The following is a 19,547-nucleotide window of genomic DNA, read 5'->3' on the forward strand; positions in this document are numbered from 1 at the left end:
TATACGAGTTGTTTGGATTTCTTTATGTATAAACCAACCGCAATTTTGTGGCAGCCGACATTACCTACATTTTTAAAATATTCTGTACTGGGAACTGCGCTTGCTTCTCTAGGACTGACGGGCTGTTCATCTACACAAAGTGCGACCCAAACAGCATCAAGCAAGCAGGTTGGATCACAATATCTGGATGCCAGCAGTCTGGATGGACTCGAAGATTTACTTTCTGCAACGGATATGCGTGCAGTCGAAGGTGACCGTTTACAGATTCTGAAACATGGTGATGTCTGGAAACGCATGACCGTGGGTTTCAAGATGGACTTAAGTGTCTGGAATCCGCGGATTGATGCGCAGCGTGGCTGGTTTATTTCACGTCAGCCTTATCTGGATCGCTTAAGTGCGCGTGCATCACGTTATTTATATTACACAGTAAAAGAAGCAGAACGCCGTGGCATGCCGACCGAGTTGGCACTGTTACCGATTATTGAAAGTTCTTATGACCCGGCAGCGACCAGTAGTGCGGCGGCAGCAGGTTTATGGCAGTTTATTCCAAGTACCGGCCGCATTTATGGTCTAAAGCAGACTTCTTTATACGATGGTCGTCGTGATGTAGTGGAATCGACCCGTGCAGCCTATGAGTTTTTGGGCAGTCTGTATAACCAGTTTGGTTCTTGGGAATTGGCGCTCGCTTCCTATAATGCAGGCCCAGGCCGTATCCAGCAGGCGATTAACCGTAACAAAGCTGCAGGTCTGCCTACCGATTATTGGTCATTGAAACTACCACAAGAAACCATGAGTTACGTGCCACGTTTCCTGGCGGTTGCACAAATTATTAAAAATCCGGGCAGTTATGGGGTGAGTTTGCCACCGATTGCCAACCGTCCGCATTTCCGTGAAGTACCGGTCGGTGTTGCCAGTTTAAATGAAATTGCAGCGATTACCGGTTTGAGCCGTGCAGAACTGTATCAATTAAACCCGGGTCATCGTGGTGATCATATTGATCCTGCAAGTCCGCGCCGTATTCTGATTCCTGCTGACTTAAGTCCTTCAGTGGATGAGAAGCTGAAAAAATTATCCGGTTCAGGTGGTTTATGGGCGAGTAACACGAGCAGCCTGCCGCGAAATACGACGACAGTGGTGCCCACCAGAGCTGCACCGCCAGAATTAAATATGAAAACGATTACGCCTTCTAAACAGACTCCGCCAGCGGTTGTTAGTAATCAGCCTGCAACGACCGTTGCTAAAACAACGACTCCGGCTAAAGCTGCAAGTACGCCACCTGTCGTCACAGCAGCGGTAAGTACCGCGACAACGGCAAATACTGTGACCCAGACTACGAAAAAGATTTCGACGCCTAAAGGCTCATCTGCCTTGGCCAGTTTTGCGGCACAAAGTGATTTGCCAATTCCAAGTGCGCCGCGTATTCCGGTAGCTGTAACACCTGCAGCGCCAGCGAAACAGATTCAGGTCGAACCACCGATTTCGGCAGCTGAGCGTCAGCAAGTTCAGCAGGCGGTCATCGCACAGGATATTCAGAAAACTGTAGATGAAATTCTGCAGCCTGTTGCAACACCGGCAGAACAGGCCCAAGTGGTTGAAGAGCTGAAAGCATTGGCGCCGGCTGGCACAGAAATTGTTGATCCTTATGACGGTAAAATCAAGCTGACTGCCATTCAAACCAGCCTGTCTGTTGCTGAGCAGCAAGGCAAAGAGCTCACCAAAGGCTTTTCTTATCCGAAAGAAGTTGCTGACAATACCACTGCGAACTCGGTTGAAGCCAAGCTAAATCAGGGCAAAAATTACGTCAAGACGGATTCTGAAGTGGTAGTGGTTGCTCCAAAAGGAAAACGCAGTACCTATAAGGTGTTACCAGGTGATAATCTGGCAATGATTGCGGCTAAAAATGGGGTGAACTGGCGTGATGTGGCGAAATGGAACCAGATTGATCCAAATTCTCCACTGTATGTGGGCACCACCATTTATCTGTATGATGCCAAACCTGTACAGGAAGCCAGCAAAGCCAAAGAAAAGCCGGAAACTTATGTCGTTCAGGCCAATGACTCTCTGACTAGCGTAGCGACCCAGTTTGGTTTTAGCGTGAAACAACTGGCTGATTTTAATGGACTGAATAGTAATAGCGGTCTGTTTGTTGGGCAAAAGCTGTCATTGAAAGATACAGGGCAGTCCAAAGCCAAAGTTGAAGAGATTAAAAAAGCTGAAACTGCCAAGGTTCAGACTAAATCCTATACAGTGAAACGCGGTGAGTATCTGAAACTGATTGCCGATCGTTACGGGCTTTCAAATGCTGAACTGGCATCTTTGACTTCCGGTCTGACTGCCGGTAGCAGTCTGATGGTGGGACAGAAAATCAATGTACCACTTCAGGAAGTTGAAGAGCTAACGGCATCTAGCCAGAAAACTGAGCAGAAGTTTGAAAATGTTAAAGTCGATCAGACTGCAACTGAAAACTATCAGGTCAAACGCGGTGAAACACTGTATACTATTGCCAGTCAAAGCAAGCTGAGTGTCTCTGAACTGGCTGCACTGAATGGGTTGTCTGCCAATAGTGGTTTACGTATAGGTCAGACCATCAAGATTCCAGCCGGCAGTCAAATCCCTGAAACCTATACGGTTCAATCGGGTGATACGCTGACCGGTATTGCCTCAAGATATAATTTGTCAATGGACCAGGTGGCGAGCCTGAATGGCATGTCACGTAATGCAGGTTTGCGAGTGGGGCAGCGTCTGAAACTGAGTGGTGACGTGACAGAACCGGTAAGTGAAGTGGTCGCGGAAACTGCGGTCAAGAATACAAAATCGGATTCGCATGTGGTGAAGTCAGGGGAAACCTTAAGCTCTATTGCACGTCAGTATCATTTACAACTGCAATATATGGCTGATTTGAACGGCCTGAATACCAATAGCACAGTGCGTATTGGTCAGCGTTTAAAAATTGAGGGTGACTTTCCGACAGATAAAAAAGTTGAAGGCGTGAAAGTGGCAGCTAAGCCTGTAGCTTCTAAGGCAACTGAATCCTATACGGTAAAATCCGGTGAATCCCTGAATGCAATTGCCAGCCGTTTAGGCATAAGCGTGACCGACCTGGCTCAGTTAAATAATCTGAGTCCACGCGCAGGATTGCGTGTCAGTCAAACGATCCAGATTCCAAAACTGGTGACGGATTATAAAGTCAAACGCGGTGATACCTTAATCGGTCTGGCTTCACGTTATGGTCTGAACAGCAATGAACTGGCGGAAATGAATGATCTCAAACCAAATACACAATTGCGTATTGGTGATGTGATTAAAGTGCCGAATTAATGAATGGATCATGAGATTCGCGCATTTATTTAAAACTTTCAGGTTGATCTGGCTAGCCCCGCTGCTCGTAAGTAGCAGTTGGGCAGCCCTGATCACCACCCCATATATTGCACTACATAGCCAGCCGAAATATGCCCAGGCCAAATCCCTGCCTTATGCCAATCCGCAAGCACCGAAAGGCGGTACGCTGATTCTGGCAGCTGATGGCAGTTTCGATAATTTGAACAGCATGAATGGCAAGGGCAATGTCACTGAGGGGGGCAACTATATTTTTGACAGTTTGCTGTCCAAGTCACTGGATGAGCCCGGTGTGTACTATCCCTTGCTGGCGGAAAAAGTCAGTTTTGACCCCAAGAAAACCGCCTTTATTATTTTTCATTTAAATCCGAAAGCACGGTTTAGTAATGGCCAGCCGGTAACTGCACAAGATGTCAAATACAGTTTTGAACTGTTTCAGACCCAGTCCAATTTTGGCCTGCAGATGTATTTGGCTGATTTAAACCGGCTGGAAGTCCTGTCACCTTTACAGGTCAAAATGCATTTTAAATCCGGACATAATCCGGAAATGGCGATGATTGTCGCGCAGATGCCCATTTATTCTAAACAGGAATGGCAAAAGCGTAATTTTAAAGAATTGACGCTGAAACCGATGCTGGGTTCAGGGCCTTATGTCATTGAACACATAGATGCTGGACGTAGTATTAGCTACAAACGTAATCCCGGATACTGGGGAAAAGACTTGATGGTCAACCGCGGGCGTTATAATTTTGACCGGATCAAGTATCGTTATTATCGTAGTCCTGAAATCAAGTTCGAAGCTTTCAAGTCGGGCCAATTTACCTTGCATGAGGAAAAACAGGTCAACCGCTGGGTGAAAGACTACCAGTTTCCCGCCGTTCGGCAAGGACAGGTGCAGCGTTACCGCTTTCAGCATCACAACCCGATTCCGACCCAGAGTCTGATATTCAATACCCGCCGTCAGCCTTTTGCCGATATCCGTTTCCGCCAAGCCTTGAGTTTTGCCTATGACTTTGAATGGCTGAATAAAGCCATGTTCTATGGTGAATATCAGCGCCTGAACAGCTTTTTTTCCAATAGCGAGCTTGCATCTCATACACGGCCAAGTGTTCAAGAACTGCACATTTTGAAACCCCATTTAAAGCAGCTTGATCCGGTTCAACGTCAGGCTGTACTGCAGGACTGGAAATATCCTCAGTCAGATGCCTCCGGTTTTAACCGGAACAATCTGTTAAAAGCCCGTCAATTGCTATTAAAGGCAGGCTATCGTTATCAACAGGGGAAGTTGGTCAATGCTGCGGGTCAACCGGTACAGATTGAGTTCCTGTTGCATCAGGCGGAACAGCAGCGTGATCTGATGCCATATCTGCGTCATTTAAAACGCTTGGGCATTCAGGCCAGCATTCGTATGGTAGAAACCGCGCAATATTATGAACGGCTGCGGAATTATCAGTTTGATATGATTGTCGATACCATGCCGCAATCCCTGACACCGGGGCAGGAGCAGAAACAGTTCTGGGGCAGTCAGGCCGCCACGCAGCCAGGTAATTATAATTATGCCGGCATTCGAAATCCGGCCATTGATGCCGTCATTCAGCAGGTGACACAGGCTCAAAACCGTGAACAGCTGGTGAATAGTACCCGAGCATTAGACCGTTTACTGCGTGCAGGCTATTATCATATTCTGACTTATGGTACGGGTGAATACTGGTATGCTTACTGGAATATGTATCAGCAGCCGCAACGAAAACCTAAACTCTCCGCCGGGATTGATTACTGGTGGGTCGATGCAGAAAAGGCCAGACATGTGGCTGATTATTTCAAACAGCATTAAGCTCCAAGCCTATCAGGGAGTGCCATGAGCACTTATATTCTCAAACGTCTGTTGCTGATGATTCCAACCTTGCTGATCATTTTGCTGATCAATTTCATGGTGATCCAGCTGGCACCCGGTGGTCCGGTGGAGCAGGCGATTTATCAGGCGCAACAGGTCAATGGTTTGGCGCATACCGGATTGCAGTATCAGGGAAAGCAAGGCCTCACACCGGAGATGCTTGAGCAGATTAATATCCAGTACGGCTTTGACCAGCCGCTGCATATTCGATTTTGGGAAATGCTAACGCGTTATGCGCAGTTTGATCTGGGGCAGAGTTTTTTCAAAGACAAACCTGTGACTGAACTCATCTGGGAAAAATTGCCAGTATCGCTTTCTTTAGGCCTGTGGAGTACCTTGCTGATTTATCTGGTCTCCATTCCTTTAGGGATTAGAAAAGCCCGCAAACATGGCAGTCTGTTTGATCAGACCACCTCTCTAATGTTGGCCGTGGGCTATGCCATTCCAGCCTTTATTTTTGCCATTTTACTTATCGTTTTTTTTGCTGGCGGGTCTTATCTGCACTGGTTTCCCTTGCAGGGCATTCGCTCTGAAAATTTTGCTGAACTCTCATTCTTTGCGAAAATTCATGATTATTTCTGGCATATGGCCTTGCCGCTGTTGGCCATGGTGCTCGGCGGATTTGCCAGTTTGACCTATCTGGTCAAATTTTCTTTTGTGGAAGAGCTGAGCAAACAATATGTCCTGGCTGCGCGGGCCAAAGGTTTAACTGAACATGCAGTGCTGTATCGGCATGTATTCCGGAATGCCATTTTAGTGCTTATCGCAGGTTTGCCCGAAGTTCTGATCGGGGTGTTTTTCGTGGGCAACCTGTTCATCGAGATTATCTTTAATCTGGATGGGTTAGGCGTCTTAGGTTTTGAGGCGATTATCCAGCGTGACTATCCGGTGATTTTTGGTACTTTGTTTATCTTTACCTTGCTCGGTCTGATACTGCGTTTACTCAGCGATTTGCTCTATCAACTGATTGATCCAAGGATTCATTTCAGTTCACGTCGAGGATCACAATAATGTCTTCCTTGATGCAAGCACGCTGGCAACGTTTTAAGCAGCATAAGCTAGGCTTTAGCTGCTTCATTATTTTCAGTGCTATTTTCATCATTTCCTTGGGTGCAGAACTAATTGCTAACGATAAGCCCTTGCTGGTGAAATATGATCATGCTTTTTATCTGCCCATCCTGAAATCCTATCCGGAAACCACGTTTGGTGGAGTATTTGAGACAGAAGCAGAATATAAAGATCCCGTTGTACAGCAACTGATTGCAGAAAAAGGCTGGGCGATCTGGGCCATCATTCCATTTTCTTATCAAACGCCAAATTTTGAACTGGCTGTACCAGTGCCTTCGCCACCGAGTGCGCAAAACTGGCTGGGAACAGATGATCAAGGCCGTGACGTTCTGGCACGGATTCTATATGGCTTAAGGATTTCATTACTGTTTGGTTTTGCACTGACTTTATTGTCTGCGGCGCTGGGAATTTTAGCAGGGGCAATTCAGGGTTATTATGGTGGATGGATTGACCTGATCGGGCAACGCATACTCGAAGTCTGGAGCGGTTTGCCGATGCTGTTTATGGTGATGGTACTGGTCAGTCTGTTTAGTCCGAGTATTTACTGGCTATTTCTGATCATGCTGTTATTTGGCTGGACCACACTGGTGAGTATGGTGCGCGCTGAGTTTTTGCGCGCCAGAAATCTGGAATACGTTTGGGCAGCAAGAAGTATTGGGGCCGGGGATGGACGGATCATGTTCAAACATATTCTCCCCAATGTGATAGGTTCTAGCCTGTCACAGTTACCTTTTATGCTAACCGCCAATATTACTGCACTGACAGCGCTGGATTTTTTAGGGTATGGTCTGCCACCCGATTCGGCATCCCTCGGGGAACTCTTGCTTCAGGCCAAAAACAACTTAAATGCGCCGTGGCTGGCATTGTCGGGATTCTTTAGTTTGGCGATTGTACTGAGTTTGCTGATCTATATGGGAGAAGCGGTACGGGATGCTTTTGATCCAAGAAACTAAATCACAAAAATCTTTAACCATAAGAAAATAAGCAGATAAAAATTGTGTAAATTTGACAAGACTGATTGTCAATTGTTCTGGCTTACGTTATAAATGGGTACAAAATAAAAGTAACGTATCAGGACAGATCATGACTCAATTGGCCGATTCCATTCAAATTCGTAATACCACTTTTAAAAATCGCATCATTAAAGGTGCCATGAGTGAAGCACTGGCCAATGATGCCGGCCAACCCAATCAGGCGCATTTCAAGTTGTATGAAGCATGGGCCGAAGGTGGCTTGGGTTGTGCTATTACGGGTAATGTCATGGTGGATTATCGTGCCAAGAATGAACCGGGCGTCGTAGTGGTAGAAACAGAACGTGATCTGGCGCAGCTCAAAGTCTGGGCTGACGTAGGCAAACAACATGATATGGTACAACTGGTCCAGTTGTCACATCCGGGCCGCCAGTGTCCCAAAGGTCTGAATAAAGAAACGGTTGCACCGTCCGCAGTCCCATTTAGTCCGGCTTTGGCCATGAGCTTTGGAACCCCACGGGAATTGCGTGAAGATGAAATCCTGGATATTATCCAGCGCTTTGCCACTTCGGCTGCCATCTGTGAAAAAGCAGGATTTGAGGGGGTGCAGTTGCATGGGGCACATGGTTATCTGATTAGCCAGTTTCTGTCACCGCTGACCAATAAGCGTCAGGATCAATGGGGTGGTAGTATTGAGAATCGTACCCGTTTCTTGCTGCAAACCTATCAGGCTGTTCGTGCTGCGACTTCGGAAAATTTTATTATTTCAGTCAAGCTGAATTCAGCTGATTTCCAGCGTGGCGGTATTAGCGAAGAAGATGTCATTTATGTCTTTAAGGCGATGGACGCTGCAGGCATTGATATCATTGAAGTGTCAGGTGGTAGCTATGAAGCACCTGCGATGGCCGGCGTGAAAGCAGACAAGCGCAAGGCCTCGACCATTGCCCGTGAAGCCTATTTCCTCGATTTTGCCGAAAAAATCCGTCAGGAAGTGAAGTGCCATATCATGGTCACTGGTGGATTCCGAACAGTTGAAGGCATGAATGCCGCGCTCGACAGTGGTGCCTGTGATTTTGTCGGGATTGCACGTCCCTTTGCGGTAGAACCTGACTTGGGTAATCGTCTGGTTGCGGGGCAGGATGTACGTTATGCGGTTGAGAAAATTAAAACCGGTATTCCAATGGTCGACAAAATGGCGATTATGGAAATCATCTGGTATGCCGCGCAGTTTAAAGAAATTGCCAAAGGCAAGCAGCCTAATCCAAAGCTGTCACCACTAAAGGTCTTTTTGCAGTATCTGAAAGGCAATGTCAAAGCGGTGATCAAGGGACAATTAAACTCGCGAAAATCGGCTTAATCTTTATTAAAAAACCGGACACTGCAAATGTCCGGTTTTTTAATTTCTGGCACTTAGGGGTGCTTTAGGAATAATGCATCGCCTGGGTCTGAAAAGGAAATAATAACTGGCTTAACTGACGAGTCGCCCATAAACCAATTTCAGTATGATGCATATGCGGTGCAGTATAAGGAATCAGTAAATCAATTTTCTGTTCCGCACCTTCACAGCGCATGAAGCGACTTTTTAACTGATTCAAGCGCTGCTGATCCATACGGCTCATTGCAGGTTCAATTTTTGCCTGTGATGGGGTTGCACTACGTGAGGACAGGCGAGTTGCCAAGCCTGCGCCCTGAATCCAGTCTTTAATAATCTGTTTTTCGGTCGCATTAAAGACCCCAAACATTTTACCTTCCGGATGATCTATCATTTTCCAGAAACGGCTTTGCTCCACTGGTGCATCTTTTACGATCCAGCCTTTGTCAATCATGACCTGCAAAAACTCGGCAATCTGGGCAGGATCGGATAACCAGTCATTGATGGTCTTGCCACTAAACTGGCATTTCTGATTATGAATATATTGACCAATCAGCGCTTTATTCTGGAAAACTTTTAAAGCCATCTGCCCAATATCCAGTTCCTTAATGATCTGAGAGGAACTTTTGCCGATGTCATTCAGAACATAGCCTTTTTTAATCAGTTCAAGATAAATTTGTGGATCTTCAGCTTGATTAAAATGCTGGATAAACGCTTGCAGGGATTTCTGCGCATGACCATTGTGAACATTATCAATAGTAATGTGCACATTGAAATAATGCGGATCGATACCCAGTTCAGCCAGTTCATAATTGGTGATTAACAGATGTAGCGGTAACTGTTCATAGCCGAGATTAAAGCCAATGACCAAAGGTAAATATTTGGCTGGGGCATAAGCTAGTGCTAGCTGTACGGCAGCCTGTTCGTAGTAACTGTCATCCAAATGCTCGGCGTAACTGTTCAGCTCATAATGACTCAACAGGTCCTGATACATGGTGACATGATTGGCACGCGGATGCCCTAAACCAAGCTCTTCGAGATAGATGTAAATCAAATCTTTTAGCTCGGGCTGATTACAGTTTGGCACGGTCGAATATAACCAGGCACCATCGACCAGTTTGACCGGTGCAACTTTCGCCAGGAATTCGAAAGCATGAGAAACCGTTGGAAAATATTCCCGAGGCTGCTGCTGTTTACGGCGATTGATATAGGCCTGGAAAGTGGAACAGATTTGATGATGTTGTTCTAAAAGATGCTGTTCAACCTGTGCGGGCTGATCTAACCATCCGAGAGTATCAATATTTAAATTTTTAATCAGATCGCTCAAATAAGATTCAGCTTTTTCAGTTTTGGTATATGTCGAAATTTCAGTATCTTGAAAAAAGTCGACCCAATCCTTAAAGCTTTTAATTTGATAATTATGATTTTTATTTGGCGATAAAGGTAAACTTAGCTCTGTGCTGACGAACATAATCTGATCCTTGCAGATTTCTCTTGATTTACCTTAACGTGCCCTCTAAAAGCAGGGTGTTGAATTTTTGTTCTAATTTATTGGTGTATTGCTTTAAATGAAAATGAACGGATATTTCTATGCATAGAAATGTTAAAACAATACAAATTGTAAAATTAAGAATGGGATGGCAGCCCCCAGAAAGAGAGCTAGATTTGAACGAATGATAAAAACAAGGTTTAAAGTTTTCAGAAATAAAATTTGCAAGATAAAAAAAGCCCGAGTCGCAATGCTCGGGCTTTTTGTTGAGATGTTGCCATCTCGAATATGGCGTCCCTACGGGGATTCGAACCCCGGTTACCGCCGTGAAAGGGCGATGTCCTAGGCCTCTAGACGATAGGGACAGTACAGAAGATAAATTTTAAAACCGCTACTTTTAGCTTTAAGTAATGGCGTCCCTACGGGGATTCGAACCCCGGTTACCGCCGTGAAAGGGCGATGTCCTAGGCCTCTAGACGATAGGGACTTAATAAAATGTACTTCTGAAAATTGGCGTCCCTACGGGGATTCGAACCCCGGTTACCGCCGTGAAAGGGCGATGTCCTAGGCCTCTAGACGATAGGGACGTTTCAGAGGTGGGCGTATAATAGGGTGAAAACAGGGGGGTGTCAAACGCATTTCCATAAAAAAATGATTTTCTGGGTTGAGTGCATAAATTTAAAACAATCTAGAGAAAATACTGGAAAATTACATGGTTTAAGCTGGATTTTTAAGCAATTCCAGAATTGCTTCTACCACCTGCGGATGGAGTAAATAGCCGGTAATATCATGCGGGCGGTGAATATGGGTACGAATGCCGTGGTTAATAATTGCGGGTTGAAACTGAAATGGCGGTTGTGTAAGAGGAAAGGCGGTAAGAAAATCATCAGTTGAATAAAAATTTATCCAGTCGCCTTTAATTGCTGCAGGTCGTACAATGGGTTGCGGTAAATGTGACTGGATCACCTGAAAGGCTAATGGCGATCCTAAAGTAATAAAACGCTGTACGTTCAGTTCAGGATGCTGAATAAGATAATTATAGGCAATTACACTGCCCAGAGAATGAGCAATCACAATACAAGGTTTGCGACCATTCAATTGCCGGGCAATCCGCTCATGAACTTCCTTCATGAAAGCAGGATTGTCGAGATACAGATAGGTTTCAATCAGAAATTTCTGAAGCAGGTTCCGATGCAGACTGGGAAAATAATTCAGCAATAATACAAAGTCTCGCAGTGCAACATTTTTGCTTAGCGTGGTAATAAATTTGAATTTCTGTTTAAAATCCATCGTGTCATTCAAATGAAGCTGGGGAAGATCGGAAATCACGGGCTTGCGCCAGCCAGGACGTGGAACGGTTGCAGGAAGCTGAGGATGGACAGGTTGACGGAAACGAAAGCTGGGCCATTGCTGGGGCATTAAGGTGCCAGGATTCAGGATGTTGCGAACGTTATAGTGTGAAAGTAAGTCTCCATAAAATGGAATGTGAATGTGACGTCGTAAATAACTGAATCTGGCATCATGACGGTGTTTGCGAATGCCTTTTTGAAGTATATGCAGCCAGCGCTGGCGAATCGATGCAGCACTATGATGTTGCTGGTTCATTCCATGAATAAAAATAACTTTCATCGATACCTCACGGAGGTCGATCTATATATTCACAGTATAGAGAAAATTGCGGCAAGCCAAGCTGCACTTTTTGTGGCGTTAATGTGTAAATTATCTTTGATAAAACAATCATTAACAGACATCTGTATATTTATAAAAAAGGCAGAAAAAGCAGTAAATTGGTAGGTCTGGATGAAAGATTTTATTAAATAGAAAAAGAATATGAATGGAGCTGTAAAAGTTGAATTTAGAGTTTGGCGTGAGTTTTATAGTAATTCCAGGAGCACTTTAATGACGTCCGGATGCTGAATATAACCATCAATATCATGCGGATGATAGATGGAGGTATGAATCTCCTGATTAATAATCGCTGGCTGAAACTGGAAGGGTGGTTCTGATAATGGAAAGGCAGTCAGAAAGTCATCGCTACAATAGAAATTTATCCAATCGCCTGAAATCGCAGCAGGCCGTACAATTGGTTGCGGCAGATGAGCCTGGATCACCCGAAATGCCAACGGTGATCCGAGAGTAATAAAACGCTTGATATTCAGCTCCGGATGCTGGATCAAATAATTATAGGCAATCACGCTGCCGAGTGAGTGAGCCACCAGAATCTGTGGTCTGCTGCTATAGAGTTGATTATGAATGCGGCAGTGAACTTCCTGCATAAAATGTGGGTTGGCCAAATAAAGATAACTTTCTAGCAAAAATTTATGCAAAAAGCTGGCATGTAAGCTGGGAAAGTAATTGATGAGTACCGCAAAATCCCGCAAGGCAATATCTTTGCTTAATGCTGTGATGAACTTTAGTTTTTGATTGAAATTCAGGACATCATCAATATTCGACTGCGGGACGTCACAAATTTGATAGGTGCATTGGTCTGGTGGCGATGCCGGTTGCAGCTGTGCGGGATGTAAAAAAGGGAAATGCGGCCACTGTTGCGGCATCAGGGTGCTGGCATTCAAGACGTTATGAAAATGATGCCGAGAAAATAAATCGCCATAAAAAGGGATACGGATATGCCGTTTTAAATAAGTAAACCGAGCTTGCTGTTGTGGGTTTTTCCGAAGGCCTGTCTTGAAGAGATGCAGCCAATGTTGACGTAATGAAGTAGCCGTATACTGTTGCTTGTTCATGCTGTGAATAAACACAATTTTCATCGACGCACCCTTAAGGCTGCCCACTATGGTTATAGTATAGATAAAAAAAGAGCGGCCGGAGCCGCTCTTTTAAAACTGATGATTAAGACTTGTTGTGATAAAAGGCATAATAACTTGCATAACACGCTGCAATAAATAGCAGACAGCCTATGAAGCTGATACGCATTGATGGATCAAAGACCATACTGATACAGGTAATAAAACAGAACACAAAGCCCAGGATTGGTACAATCGGGAACAATGGTGCAGCAAAGCCCAGTTCTTTGGCCGTATGACCCTGTTTATACCATTGACGACGGAAGTTGAACTGGCTTAAGCAAATACTCATCCAGACCACCACCATGGTAAACGCTGCAACGCCCAGCAAGTTGGTAAAGATCGTCTCTGGCGCAAACTGTTCAGACAATAAACCTGGTAATGCACCCAGCATGGTCACCATGACTGCAATATACGGTACACCGCGAGCATTCAGTCTTGAGAATACGGCAGGCAACTGTTTGCTGTATGACAATGACCACATCATACGTGAAGCAGCAAATAAGCCCGAGTTGGCAGCAGACAACAACGCAGTGATAATTACAAAGCGGATGATGTCTTCAGCATATGGGATACCAATGTGCTGGAATACGGTTACGAACGGACTGCTACTCACGCCTTCAGCGGCTAAGCCTGCTTCCTGATGCGGAAGTAATGCCGTCACCACGATAATGGTACCCACAAAGAAAATTAATAAGCGGAAAATCGCAGTATTAATCGCTTTAGGAACATTTTTCGCAGGATCTTCAGTTTCACCGGCAGCAACACCAATCAGCTCGGTACCAGAGAAGGCAAAGTTCACGATCAGCATCGTAGCAAAAATCGGAAACAGACCTTCAGGGAACCAGCCCTGTGCAGTCAGATTGGTAAATAAAGGCGCAGCTTCATAGCCTTGATAGCCCAGAACACCAAAGATGGCCAATAGACCTAAAAGAATAAAAGCAACAACCGTGACCACTTTTACCAGTGCCAGCCAGAATTCGGATTCGGCAAACCAGCGGGTAGAAATCATATTTAGACTAAATACGAATACACCAAAGATAATGGTCCATAACCACATGGAAATGTCCGGGAACCATTCCTGCATCAGCAAGGCCGCTGCAGTAAATTCAGTTCCGAGAGTGACCGACCATGTCAGCCAGTATAACCAGGTGATGGTATAGCCTGTGCCTGGTCCAATATAACGTTTGGCATAAGCACCAAATGAACCAGATTCTGGCATATGAACGGCAAGTTCGCCCAAACATAGCATCACCATGTACGCGATAATACCGCCCAGGAGATAAGCGAGAATGGCACCTACAGGCCCCGTTTGTGCAATGACTTCACCCGACCCTAAGAATAGGCCTGTTCCGATTGCGCCACCAAGCGAAATCATGACCAGATGTCGAGTACTCATAGCGCGTTTTAAAGGCGCAGAATTGCCCTGATGCGTAGCATCATTCGGAGATGAGTGCATAGGAAATAAGAAATACTTCAAAGGAATGAAGCGAGCTATTGTAGTGAAAAACTACAAATCTGCAATCGAATAATGGTAATTTCGAATAAGGTCTGATCGTATGGGATCAATAGATGGCGTCCCTACGGGGATTCGAACCCCGGTTACCGCCGTGAAAGGGCGATGTCCTAGGCCTCTAGACGATAGGGACGTTGCGAGGTGATGCGTATATTAAGGATTAAGCCGGGATTTGTCAAAAGGGTTTTTGCTAAAATTCATTTAACAGTTTAAACATTAGGCAAAACAAAAACTTTATTTTATTGAGATGTTATTTTCTGAACAGATTTCAGGACTATAAAAAATAAATATTTGAAAAGATCACTAAAACTTAGTGATCTGGAGTTTGATATTGCTCAGGCTGAGAGTTTTCAGTTGGCGTTGACACTGTTTCAGTCTCCGCAGTGTGGTTATCATCACGGTTGACGATATAGAGATATAGTGCGGATGGGGCTAAAATCAGTAAAACCAGTAAGATCTTTTTTAACATGATACAAAGGCAAAATATGAAATCGCATTAATTATAGCCTAAGCAAATTAAAAAGAGCAGCAGCATGTACCTATTCAGGCTCTAGAATTTAAAAGTAACATCCGCAATAAATTGGCGGCCGATTTCAGTCATTACACGTGGTCTATCATTTGAGGTCGAGCCTGTTGTATAGGTATTCACGCGGTTGGTGACGTTGTTAATGATTAAACCAAAAATTGCCCTTAAATCTTTTGAAATTTCCCAATCATAGGTGGTGCGCATATCCCATGTAAATTTTGGTTTAATTTCAGAGGCTAAATAGGTGTCAAGCAGTTCACCTTCATACTCGACTTTGTCATTTTTATTGGAGACTACAGCCATATCATCATAACTGTTTTTATAGCTAAAGAAGTTTGAAATACGTACAGGCAGTGTATCGAATGTAATATCCCAGTTTACTCGTGCGGTCCATGGTTGGTTAAAGTTTGGGGCAGGGCGGTCTGACCAACGGATAATTTGACCATCATAAGAGACCCATTCATCTTGAGTGGCTTGATCATAGGCTGAAGTGTAATCTACATAACTGCGGAAGACTTCACTGTAGTCAAATCCCAAGGCAAATAAATGTTGGCTATCCCCCAGAGCGATCGGTTGACGATTTCTAAGTGTTAAGGTGTAGATGTCAGCTTTGCCACTTCCATCATTATTATATTCGTAGAAGAATTTTGATCCATCTAAAGGAGTAACTTTAGTTTTTGATATTTCATCCTGATATTTACGATTGACCCATTTTAGCCCTAGATCCCAATTCTGGATTTGTGTATTCAAGCCTAAAACAGTTTCGTCACTGAAAGGGGGATTGAGCGCTGAACTACGCGCACCGCTGGATAGTGCAGTTTGTGTTTCTACCCAAGGCGCATGTGGGTTTTCACGTGACAGTTTATAGAGCAAATCATTTTGAATTTCATCCAGTTCTGTACCTAACGTTTGCTGACCATAGTAGCGATTCCACCCAGCGGATAAATGCAATTGATCATTACTAAAGGGTTTGTAAGAGAGACGACTGCGAGGGGAAATATTGATATTACTACTCAAAGAGTCATAATCAGCACGAACACCAAGGCGTGTTGAAAATTGATCATTCCACTGAATATTATCTTCAATAAATATATTTAGGCGATCTTGCTGAGCTTTGATATCACCAGCTTTGTACAGAGTCCCACCAGCGATATATTGTCCATTCCAACCATTTATAGTTAGTTTCTCATCACAATATGGGTCACTTTGAAGGCAGGTAGTATCTTTGCCAAGTTCTTTTAAGTTGATCTTTGTCGCGAGTAAAACATCCTCGACTCGTTTCCACGCAACATTAGCATGGCTATAACCCGTACCTATAGTCATGTTGTGTTGGGATTGACCAAGTTTAAAAGGGTCTATATTCGCTTGTAGGTCATAGGAAAGGACGTCTTGGCGTTGTTCAATCTCTCCCATGATGGCGCCCTCTCGAACTACATCGGTATTATTCCAATCTTTACTTCCTTTGGCGTAGTACCAATGCATACTGTAGTTATTGTCAGCAATACGTTGTGTCGCCGAGTTTTGGAAATTAAGTTTGTGTACGAGAGTACCTAAGTTGAAGCGATGTTCAAGTTCCGAGAACAGAGTAAGTGTTTCGGTTTCAGTAGTACTACCTGAATCACGATTGCTGTCCACATAACTTAAGCTATCGAGCAAACCATAATCGAAACCAAACTTCGCTTTGGTTGAGGCGTTTGGTGTATAAAATAATGTTGCACCAAGATTTGAGATATGTCGTTCTTGATCAATTGTTTTAGGTGTTTCAAAGCCACTTTTGACTGGGATGATAGACTCTCGTTGAGAGGCATAAGCATTAAAGCCCCAATCATTCGAGAGCTTCCCATAAATATTGGTGCTTAGACCTTGTTTGGTATATTCCTTTTGGTATTCATCTGTGGGCTCTTCAAATTTACTTTCTTCTAAAGGTGAAATTGAGTTGTAGCGAGCCCAATCGCTTTCAGTGTAATCGTAATTGATAGAACCGTGAATTTTCCCTATCTCTGTTTGCGGTGCACATGTTTTAGCATTTACAACACCACCTGTGAATTGACCATAAGCGGCAGACACGTTGCTATCTAATACTTCAAGCTCACAAAGTAGGTTAGTGTTCACTGCCATAGCTTGTGCGCCAGTTCCGATATCTTGAAATGTATTTGTGTTTGAATTTGCTGGATTAATAAGTAAGTTGTTGGAAACACCATTCACAATAAAATTGTTTTGGAAGGTTTGTCCGCCATTTATAGAGATTTCGGCAGGTTTAATTTCACCTTGTGAGCCTGCTGCTAACTTTGATTGACTAAACTGCACATTCGGATTCACTTTTAAAAAATCGGTAATGTTCTTTGAGCTATTCGGCGTCTTTTCTAAATCTTCTTTTGAATAAATGGTTTTTCCAACTTCATTTTCTTGCTGAGCTTCGATAATAATTGTGTTGAACTTAATCGTTGTTTCATTGAGAACAGGCTCTTGATAATTCGATTCTTTTGCAAAACTAGATGTTGATAAAGCTGTTAAAACTGCAATAGAAAGTGGGGAATAAGCAAAACGCATGAGAAGGGTTAAATATGCGAAAGATAATGGAAGTGATTATCATTAAATTTAAGAAGGCAATCAATAGTAATGAGAATTATTTTCATTAATTAGTAAAAGCGTAAGACTTGAGCAGCTTAAGATGCTGATCAAAGAAATATAAAGAAGAGAAAAAATAGATGGCGTCCCTACGGGGATTCGAACCCCGGTTACCGCCGTGAAAGGGCGATGTCCTAGGCCTCTAGACGATAGGGACGTTTAGAAGATGGCGGTATCTTATTGATCCGCCACCAGAGTGTCAAGCAGGTGAGGTGCGAGTTTGTTTAAAATATAGCAAAACAGTTCAGCGGTCTTCTGCGTATCATATAATGCAGAATGGGCTTCTTTGCCATCAAACTCAATCCCAGCCTGAATACAGGATTTTGCCAGTACGGTCTGACCAAACATCACCGCACTTAAAGTCACTGTATCGAAGACAGAAAAACTATGAAATGGGTTCTGGTTTTTGGTTCCGGTACGCGCAATCGCGGCCTGAAGAAAACCCAAATCGAAATGTGCATTGTGTCCAACTAAAACTGCATGGGTACAGTTTTGCTGGCGACGCACTTCATTCACAGATTTAAAAATACGCTTAAGCGCAGTTTTTTCATCTTCGGCCATTGCGATTCGCATCGGATTCGAAGGATCGATCCCAATAAACTCCAGCGAACGTCGGTCGAGATTTGCCCCTTCGAAAGGATTGATATGTGCATGGTAAGCTTGACCCGGCACAAATTGACCCTCCTCATTATAAACAATCGGAATGGCCGCAATTTCCAGCAATGCATCAGTCTGCGCATTAAAACCTGCAGTCTCGACATCGACAACTACAGGTAAGAATCCACGAAAACGTTGACCAATGATTGGGAGCGTTTCATTTGTCACACTTTTCTCCATTGAATGGTTTTACCAGCATACAGTGGGATAATCTGTTCACCATCCAGATAGTCTAAACTTTCAGGGATTACTTGATCTTCTTTAACCAGGGTAATGGTATTGGTATTACGTGGCAGGCCATAGAAGTCTGCACCAAAATGGCTGGCAAAACCTTCCAGGCGTTCAATTTTACCCACCTGATCAAATGCCTGAGCATACAGCTCAATGGCAGTCGGCGCACTATAACATCCTGCACAGCCACACGCATTTTCTTTTGCATTTTTTGAATGCGGCGCGCTATCTGTTCCCAGGAAAAATTTAGGATTACCGCTGGTTGCGACTTCCAGCAAAGTTTGCTGATGCGTTTGACGTTTTAAAATCGGCAAGCAGTAGAAATGCGGCTTGATCCCACCAACCAGCATGTCATTGCGGTTAAACAATAAATGTTGCGGCGTAATGGTTGCAGCGACATTACGGTCTTGCTCAAGTACAAAGTTTGCTGCTTCGCTGGTGGTGATGTGTTCGAGCACCAGTTTCAGCTTGGGAAATTGTCTGAGTAAGGGAGCCAGCACTTCATCCAGGAAACGCTTTTCACGGTCAAAAATATCGACATGATTATGCGTCACTTCACCATGTAGCAATAAAGGCACTTGGTGTTCTTCAAGCTGTTCAATTACGCCGTAGACTTTGCTCATATCGCTCACACCACTATCGGAGTTGGTGGTCGCACCCGCAGGATAGAGCTTGATGGCATTGACATGCGCAGATTCTTTGATCTTTTTAACTTCACTTGCCGGGGTGTTGTCAGTGAAATACAGCACCATACGCGGGTCGAAATTTACCCCTTCAGGCACATGTGCCATGATACGTTCACGGTAAGCATTGGCCTCTTCGACGGTTTTTACGGGTGGCACCAGATTTGGCATGCAAATGGCACGAGAAAACTGCTTGGCTAAATCGGGAACGGTACGTTGAAGTGCTAAACCATCACGCAGGTGAACGTGCCAATCATCTGGCTGGAGAATCGTAATCGTATTCAAGGCAAATTCAGTCGAACAAATAAAACAAATGATAATCCATCTATAGTAAAAATGGTAACGAGAAAGCGCTACAAAATAAGGGATATG

Annotated in this window: 13 protein-coding genes and 5 tRNA genes; 5 read left to right on the forward strand and 13 right to left on the reverse strand. The window is 44.2% G+C overall.

Translation table 11 applies throughout. The features are described 5' to 3' along the window. Positions 1–24: 24 nt before the first annotated feature. The 5 genes from F893_RS07155 (at position 25) to F893_RS07175 (ending at position 8,626) form a co-directional block, all read left to right on the forward strand. On the forward strand, positions 25–3,318 hold the full coding sequence (locus tag F893_RS07155; protein WP_004279530.1) for a LysM peptidoglycan-binding domain-containing protein: 3,294 nt from the start codon (positions 25–27) through the stop codon (positions 3,316–3,318). A gap of 10 nt (positions 3,319–3,328) precedes the next feature. Continuing rightward, on the forward strand, positions 3,329–5,170 hold the full coding sequence (locus F893_RS07160) for an extracellular solute-binding protein (protein ID WP_004279532.1): 1,842 nt from the start codon (positions 3,329–3,331) through the stop codon (positions 5,168–5,170). Between the two features lie 24 nt (positions 5,171–5,194). Continuing rightward, entirely contained in the window at positions 5,195–6,241 is a 1,047-nt protein-coding gene (gene yejB / locus F893_RS07165; RefSeq protein WP_004279534.1) for a microcin C ABC transporter permease YejB, read from the forward strand. Continuing rightward, the gene (locus F893_RS07170; RefSeq protein WP_004279535.1) at positions 6,241–7,251 is read left to right on the forward strand and encodes an ABC transporter permease; all 1,011 of its coding nucleotides are present in this window, start codon (positions 6,241–6,243) and stop codon (positions 7,249–7,251) included. Before yejB ends, F893_RS07170 begins: the two co-directional genes overlap by 1 nt. Before the next feature lie 130 nt (positions 7,252–7,381). Continuing rightward, positions 7,382–8,626, forward strand: coding sequence for an NADH:flavin oxidoreductase/NADH oxidase family protein (locus F893_RS07175; protein WP_004279536.1), 1,245 nt, complete (start codon positions 7,382–7,384; stop codon positions 8,624–8,626). Between the two features lie 64 nt (positions 8,627–8,690). Here F893_RS07175 and F893_RS07180 read toward each other — a convergent pair whose 3' ends face one another. From F893_RS07180 to pyrC, 13 genes are all read right to left on the reverse strand, one after another. Next, positions 8,691–10,112 carry an iron-containing redox enzyme family protein gene (locus F893_RS07180; protein WP_004730198.1) on the reverse strand — a complete coding sequence of 474 codons (1,422 nt, stop codon included), beginning with the start codon at positions 10,110–10,112 and terminating at the stop codon, positions 8,691–8,693. Between the two features lie 307 nt (positions 10,113–10,419). After that, a tRNA-Glu gene (locus F893_RS07185) sits at positions 10,420–10,495 on the reverse strand. A gap of 46 nt (positions 10,496–10,541) precedes the next feature. After that, a tRNA-Glu gene (locus F893_RS07190) sits at positions 10,542–10,617 on the reverse strand. 24 nt (positions 10,618–10,641) lie between these two features. Further along, a tRNA-Glu gene (locus F893_RS07195) sits at positions 10,642–10,717 on the reverse strand. Positions 10,718–10,847: 130 nt separating this feature from the next. Next, the gene (locus F893_RS07200; protein ID WP_004279540.1) at positions 10,848–11,759 is read right to left on the reverse strand and encodes an alpha/beta fold hydrolase; all 912 of its coding nucleotides are present in this window, start codon (positions 11,757–11,759) and stop codon (positions 10,848–10,850) included. Positions 11,760–12,004: 245 nt separating this feature from the next. Then, entirely contained in the window at positions 12,005–12,898 is an 894-nt protein-coding gene (locus tag F893_RS07210; RefSeq protein WP_004279542.1) for an alpha/beta fold hydrolase, read from the reverse strand. Between the two features lie 82 nt (positions 12,899–12,980). Further along, positions 12,981–14,393, reverse strand: coding sequence for an amino acid permease (locus F893_RS07215; RefSeq protein WP_004279544.1), 1,413 nt, complete (start codon positions 14,391–14,393; stop codon positions 12,981–12,983). Between the two features lie 114 nt (positions 14,394–14,507). Beyond that, positions 14,508–14,583: transfer RNA gene (locus F893_RS07220), tRNA-Glu, on the reverse strand. A gap of 177 nt (positions 14,584–14,760) precedes the next feature. Beyond that, positions 14,761–14,919 (reverse strand): hypothetical protein, encoded by a 159-nt coding sequence (locus tag F893_RS18085; protein ID WP_004279546.1) that lies wholly within the window; start codon positions 14,917–14,919, stop codon positions 14,761–14,763. 81 nt (positions 14,920–15,000) lie between these two features. Then, the gene (locus F893_RS07225; RefSeq protein WP_004730196.1) at positions 15,001–17,526 is read right to left on the reverse strand and encodes a TonB-dependent receptor plug domain-containing protein; all 2,526 of its coding nucleotides are present in this window, start codon (positions 17,524–17,526) and stop codon (positions 15,001–15,003) included. 159 nt (positions 17,527–17,685) lie between these two features. Next, positions 17,686–17,761: transfer RNA gene (locus tag F893_RS07230), tRNA-Glu, on the reverse strand. 20 nt (positions 17,762–17,781) lie between these two features. Further along, positions 17,782–18,441 (reverse strand): ribonuclease T, encoded by a 660-nt coding sequence (gene rnt / locus F893_RS07235; protein WP_004279557.1) that lies wholly within the window; start codon positions 18,439–18,441, stop codon positions 17,782–17,784. After that, positions 18,426–19,460, reverse strand: a complete 1,035-nt coding sequence (gene pyrC / locus F893_RS07240; RefSeq protein ID WP_004279558.1) for a dihydroorotase — start codon at positions 19,458–19,460, stop codon at positions 18,426–18,428. The genes rnt and pyrC overlap by 16 nt, the downstream gene beginning before the upstream one ends. Positions 19,461–19,547 lie beyond the last annotated feature (87 nt).

Origin of the sequence: Acinetobacter sp. CIP 102136, assembly GCF_000369685.1 — a bacterium.
Classification (GTDB): Bacteria; Pseudomonadota; Gammaproteobacteria; order Pseudomonadales; family Moraxellaceae; genus Acinetobacter; species Acinetobacter fasciculus.

Excerpts from the sequence above, each read along its gene's own strand:
- F893_RS07155 (WP_004279530.1), top strand. The coding sequence starts at position 25 with ATGTATAAACCAACCGCAATTTTGTGGCAGCCGACATTACCTACATTT.
- F893_RS07160 (WP_004279532.1), top strand. The coding sequence starts at position 3,329 with ATGAGATTCGCGCATTTATTTAAAACTTTCAGGTTGATCTGGCTAGCC.
- yejB (WP_004279534.1), top strand. The coding sequence starts at position 5,195 with ATGAGCACTTATATTCTCAAACGTCTGTTGCTGATGATTCCAACCTTG.
- F893_RS07170 (WP_004279535.1), top strand. The coding sequence starts at position 6,241 with ATGTCTTCCTTGATGCAAGCACGCTGGCAACGTTTTAAGCAGCATAAG.
- F893_RS07175 (WP_004279536.1), top strand. The coding sequence starts at position 7,382 with ATGACTCAATTGGCCGATTCCATTCAAATTCGTAATACCACTTTTAAA.
- F893_RS07180 (WP_004730198.1), bottom strand. The coding sequence starts at position 10,112 with ATGTTCGTCAGCACAGAGCTAAGTTTACCTTTATCGCCAAATAAAAAT.
- F893_RS07200 (WP_004279540.1), bottom strand. The coding sequence starts at position 11,759 with ATGAAAGTTATTTTTATTCATGGAATGAACCAGCAACATCATAGTGCT.
- F893_RS07210 (WP_004279542.1), bottom strand. The coding sequence starts at position 12,898 with ATGAAAATTGTGTTTATTCACAGCATGAACAAGCAACAGTATACGGCT.
- F893_RS07215 (WP_004279544.1), bottom strand. The coding sequence starts at position 14,393 with ATGCACTCATCTCCGAATGATGCTACGCATCAGGGCAATTCTGCGCCT.
- F893_RS18085 (WP_004279546.1), bottom strand. The coding sequence starts at position 14,919 with ATGTTAAAAAAGATCTTACTGGTTTTACTGATTTTAGCCCCATCCGCA.
- F893_RS07225 (WP_004730196.1), bottom strand. The coding sequence starts at position 17,526 with ATGCGTTTTGCTTATTCCCCACTTTCTATTGCAGTTTTAACAGCTTTA.
- rnt (WP_004279557.1), bottom strand. The coding sequence starts at position 18,441 with ATGGAGAAAAGTGTGACAAATGAAACGCTCCCAATCATTGGTCAACGT.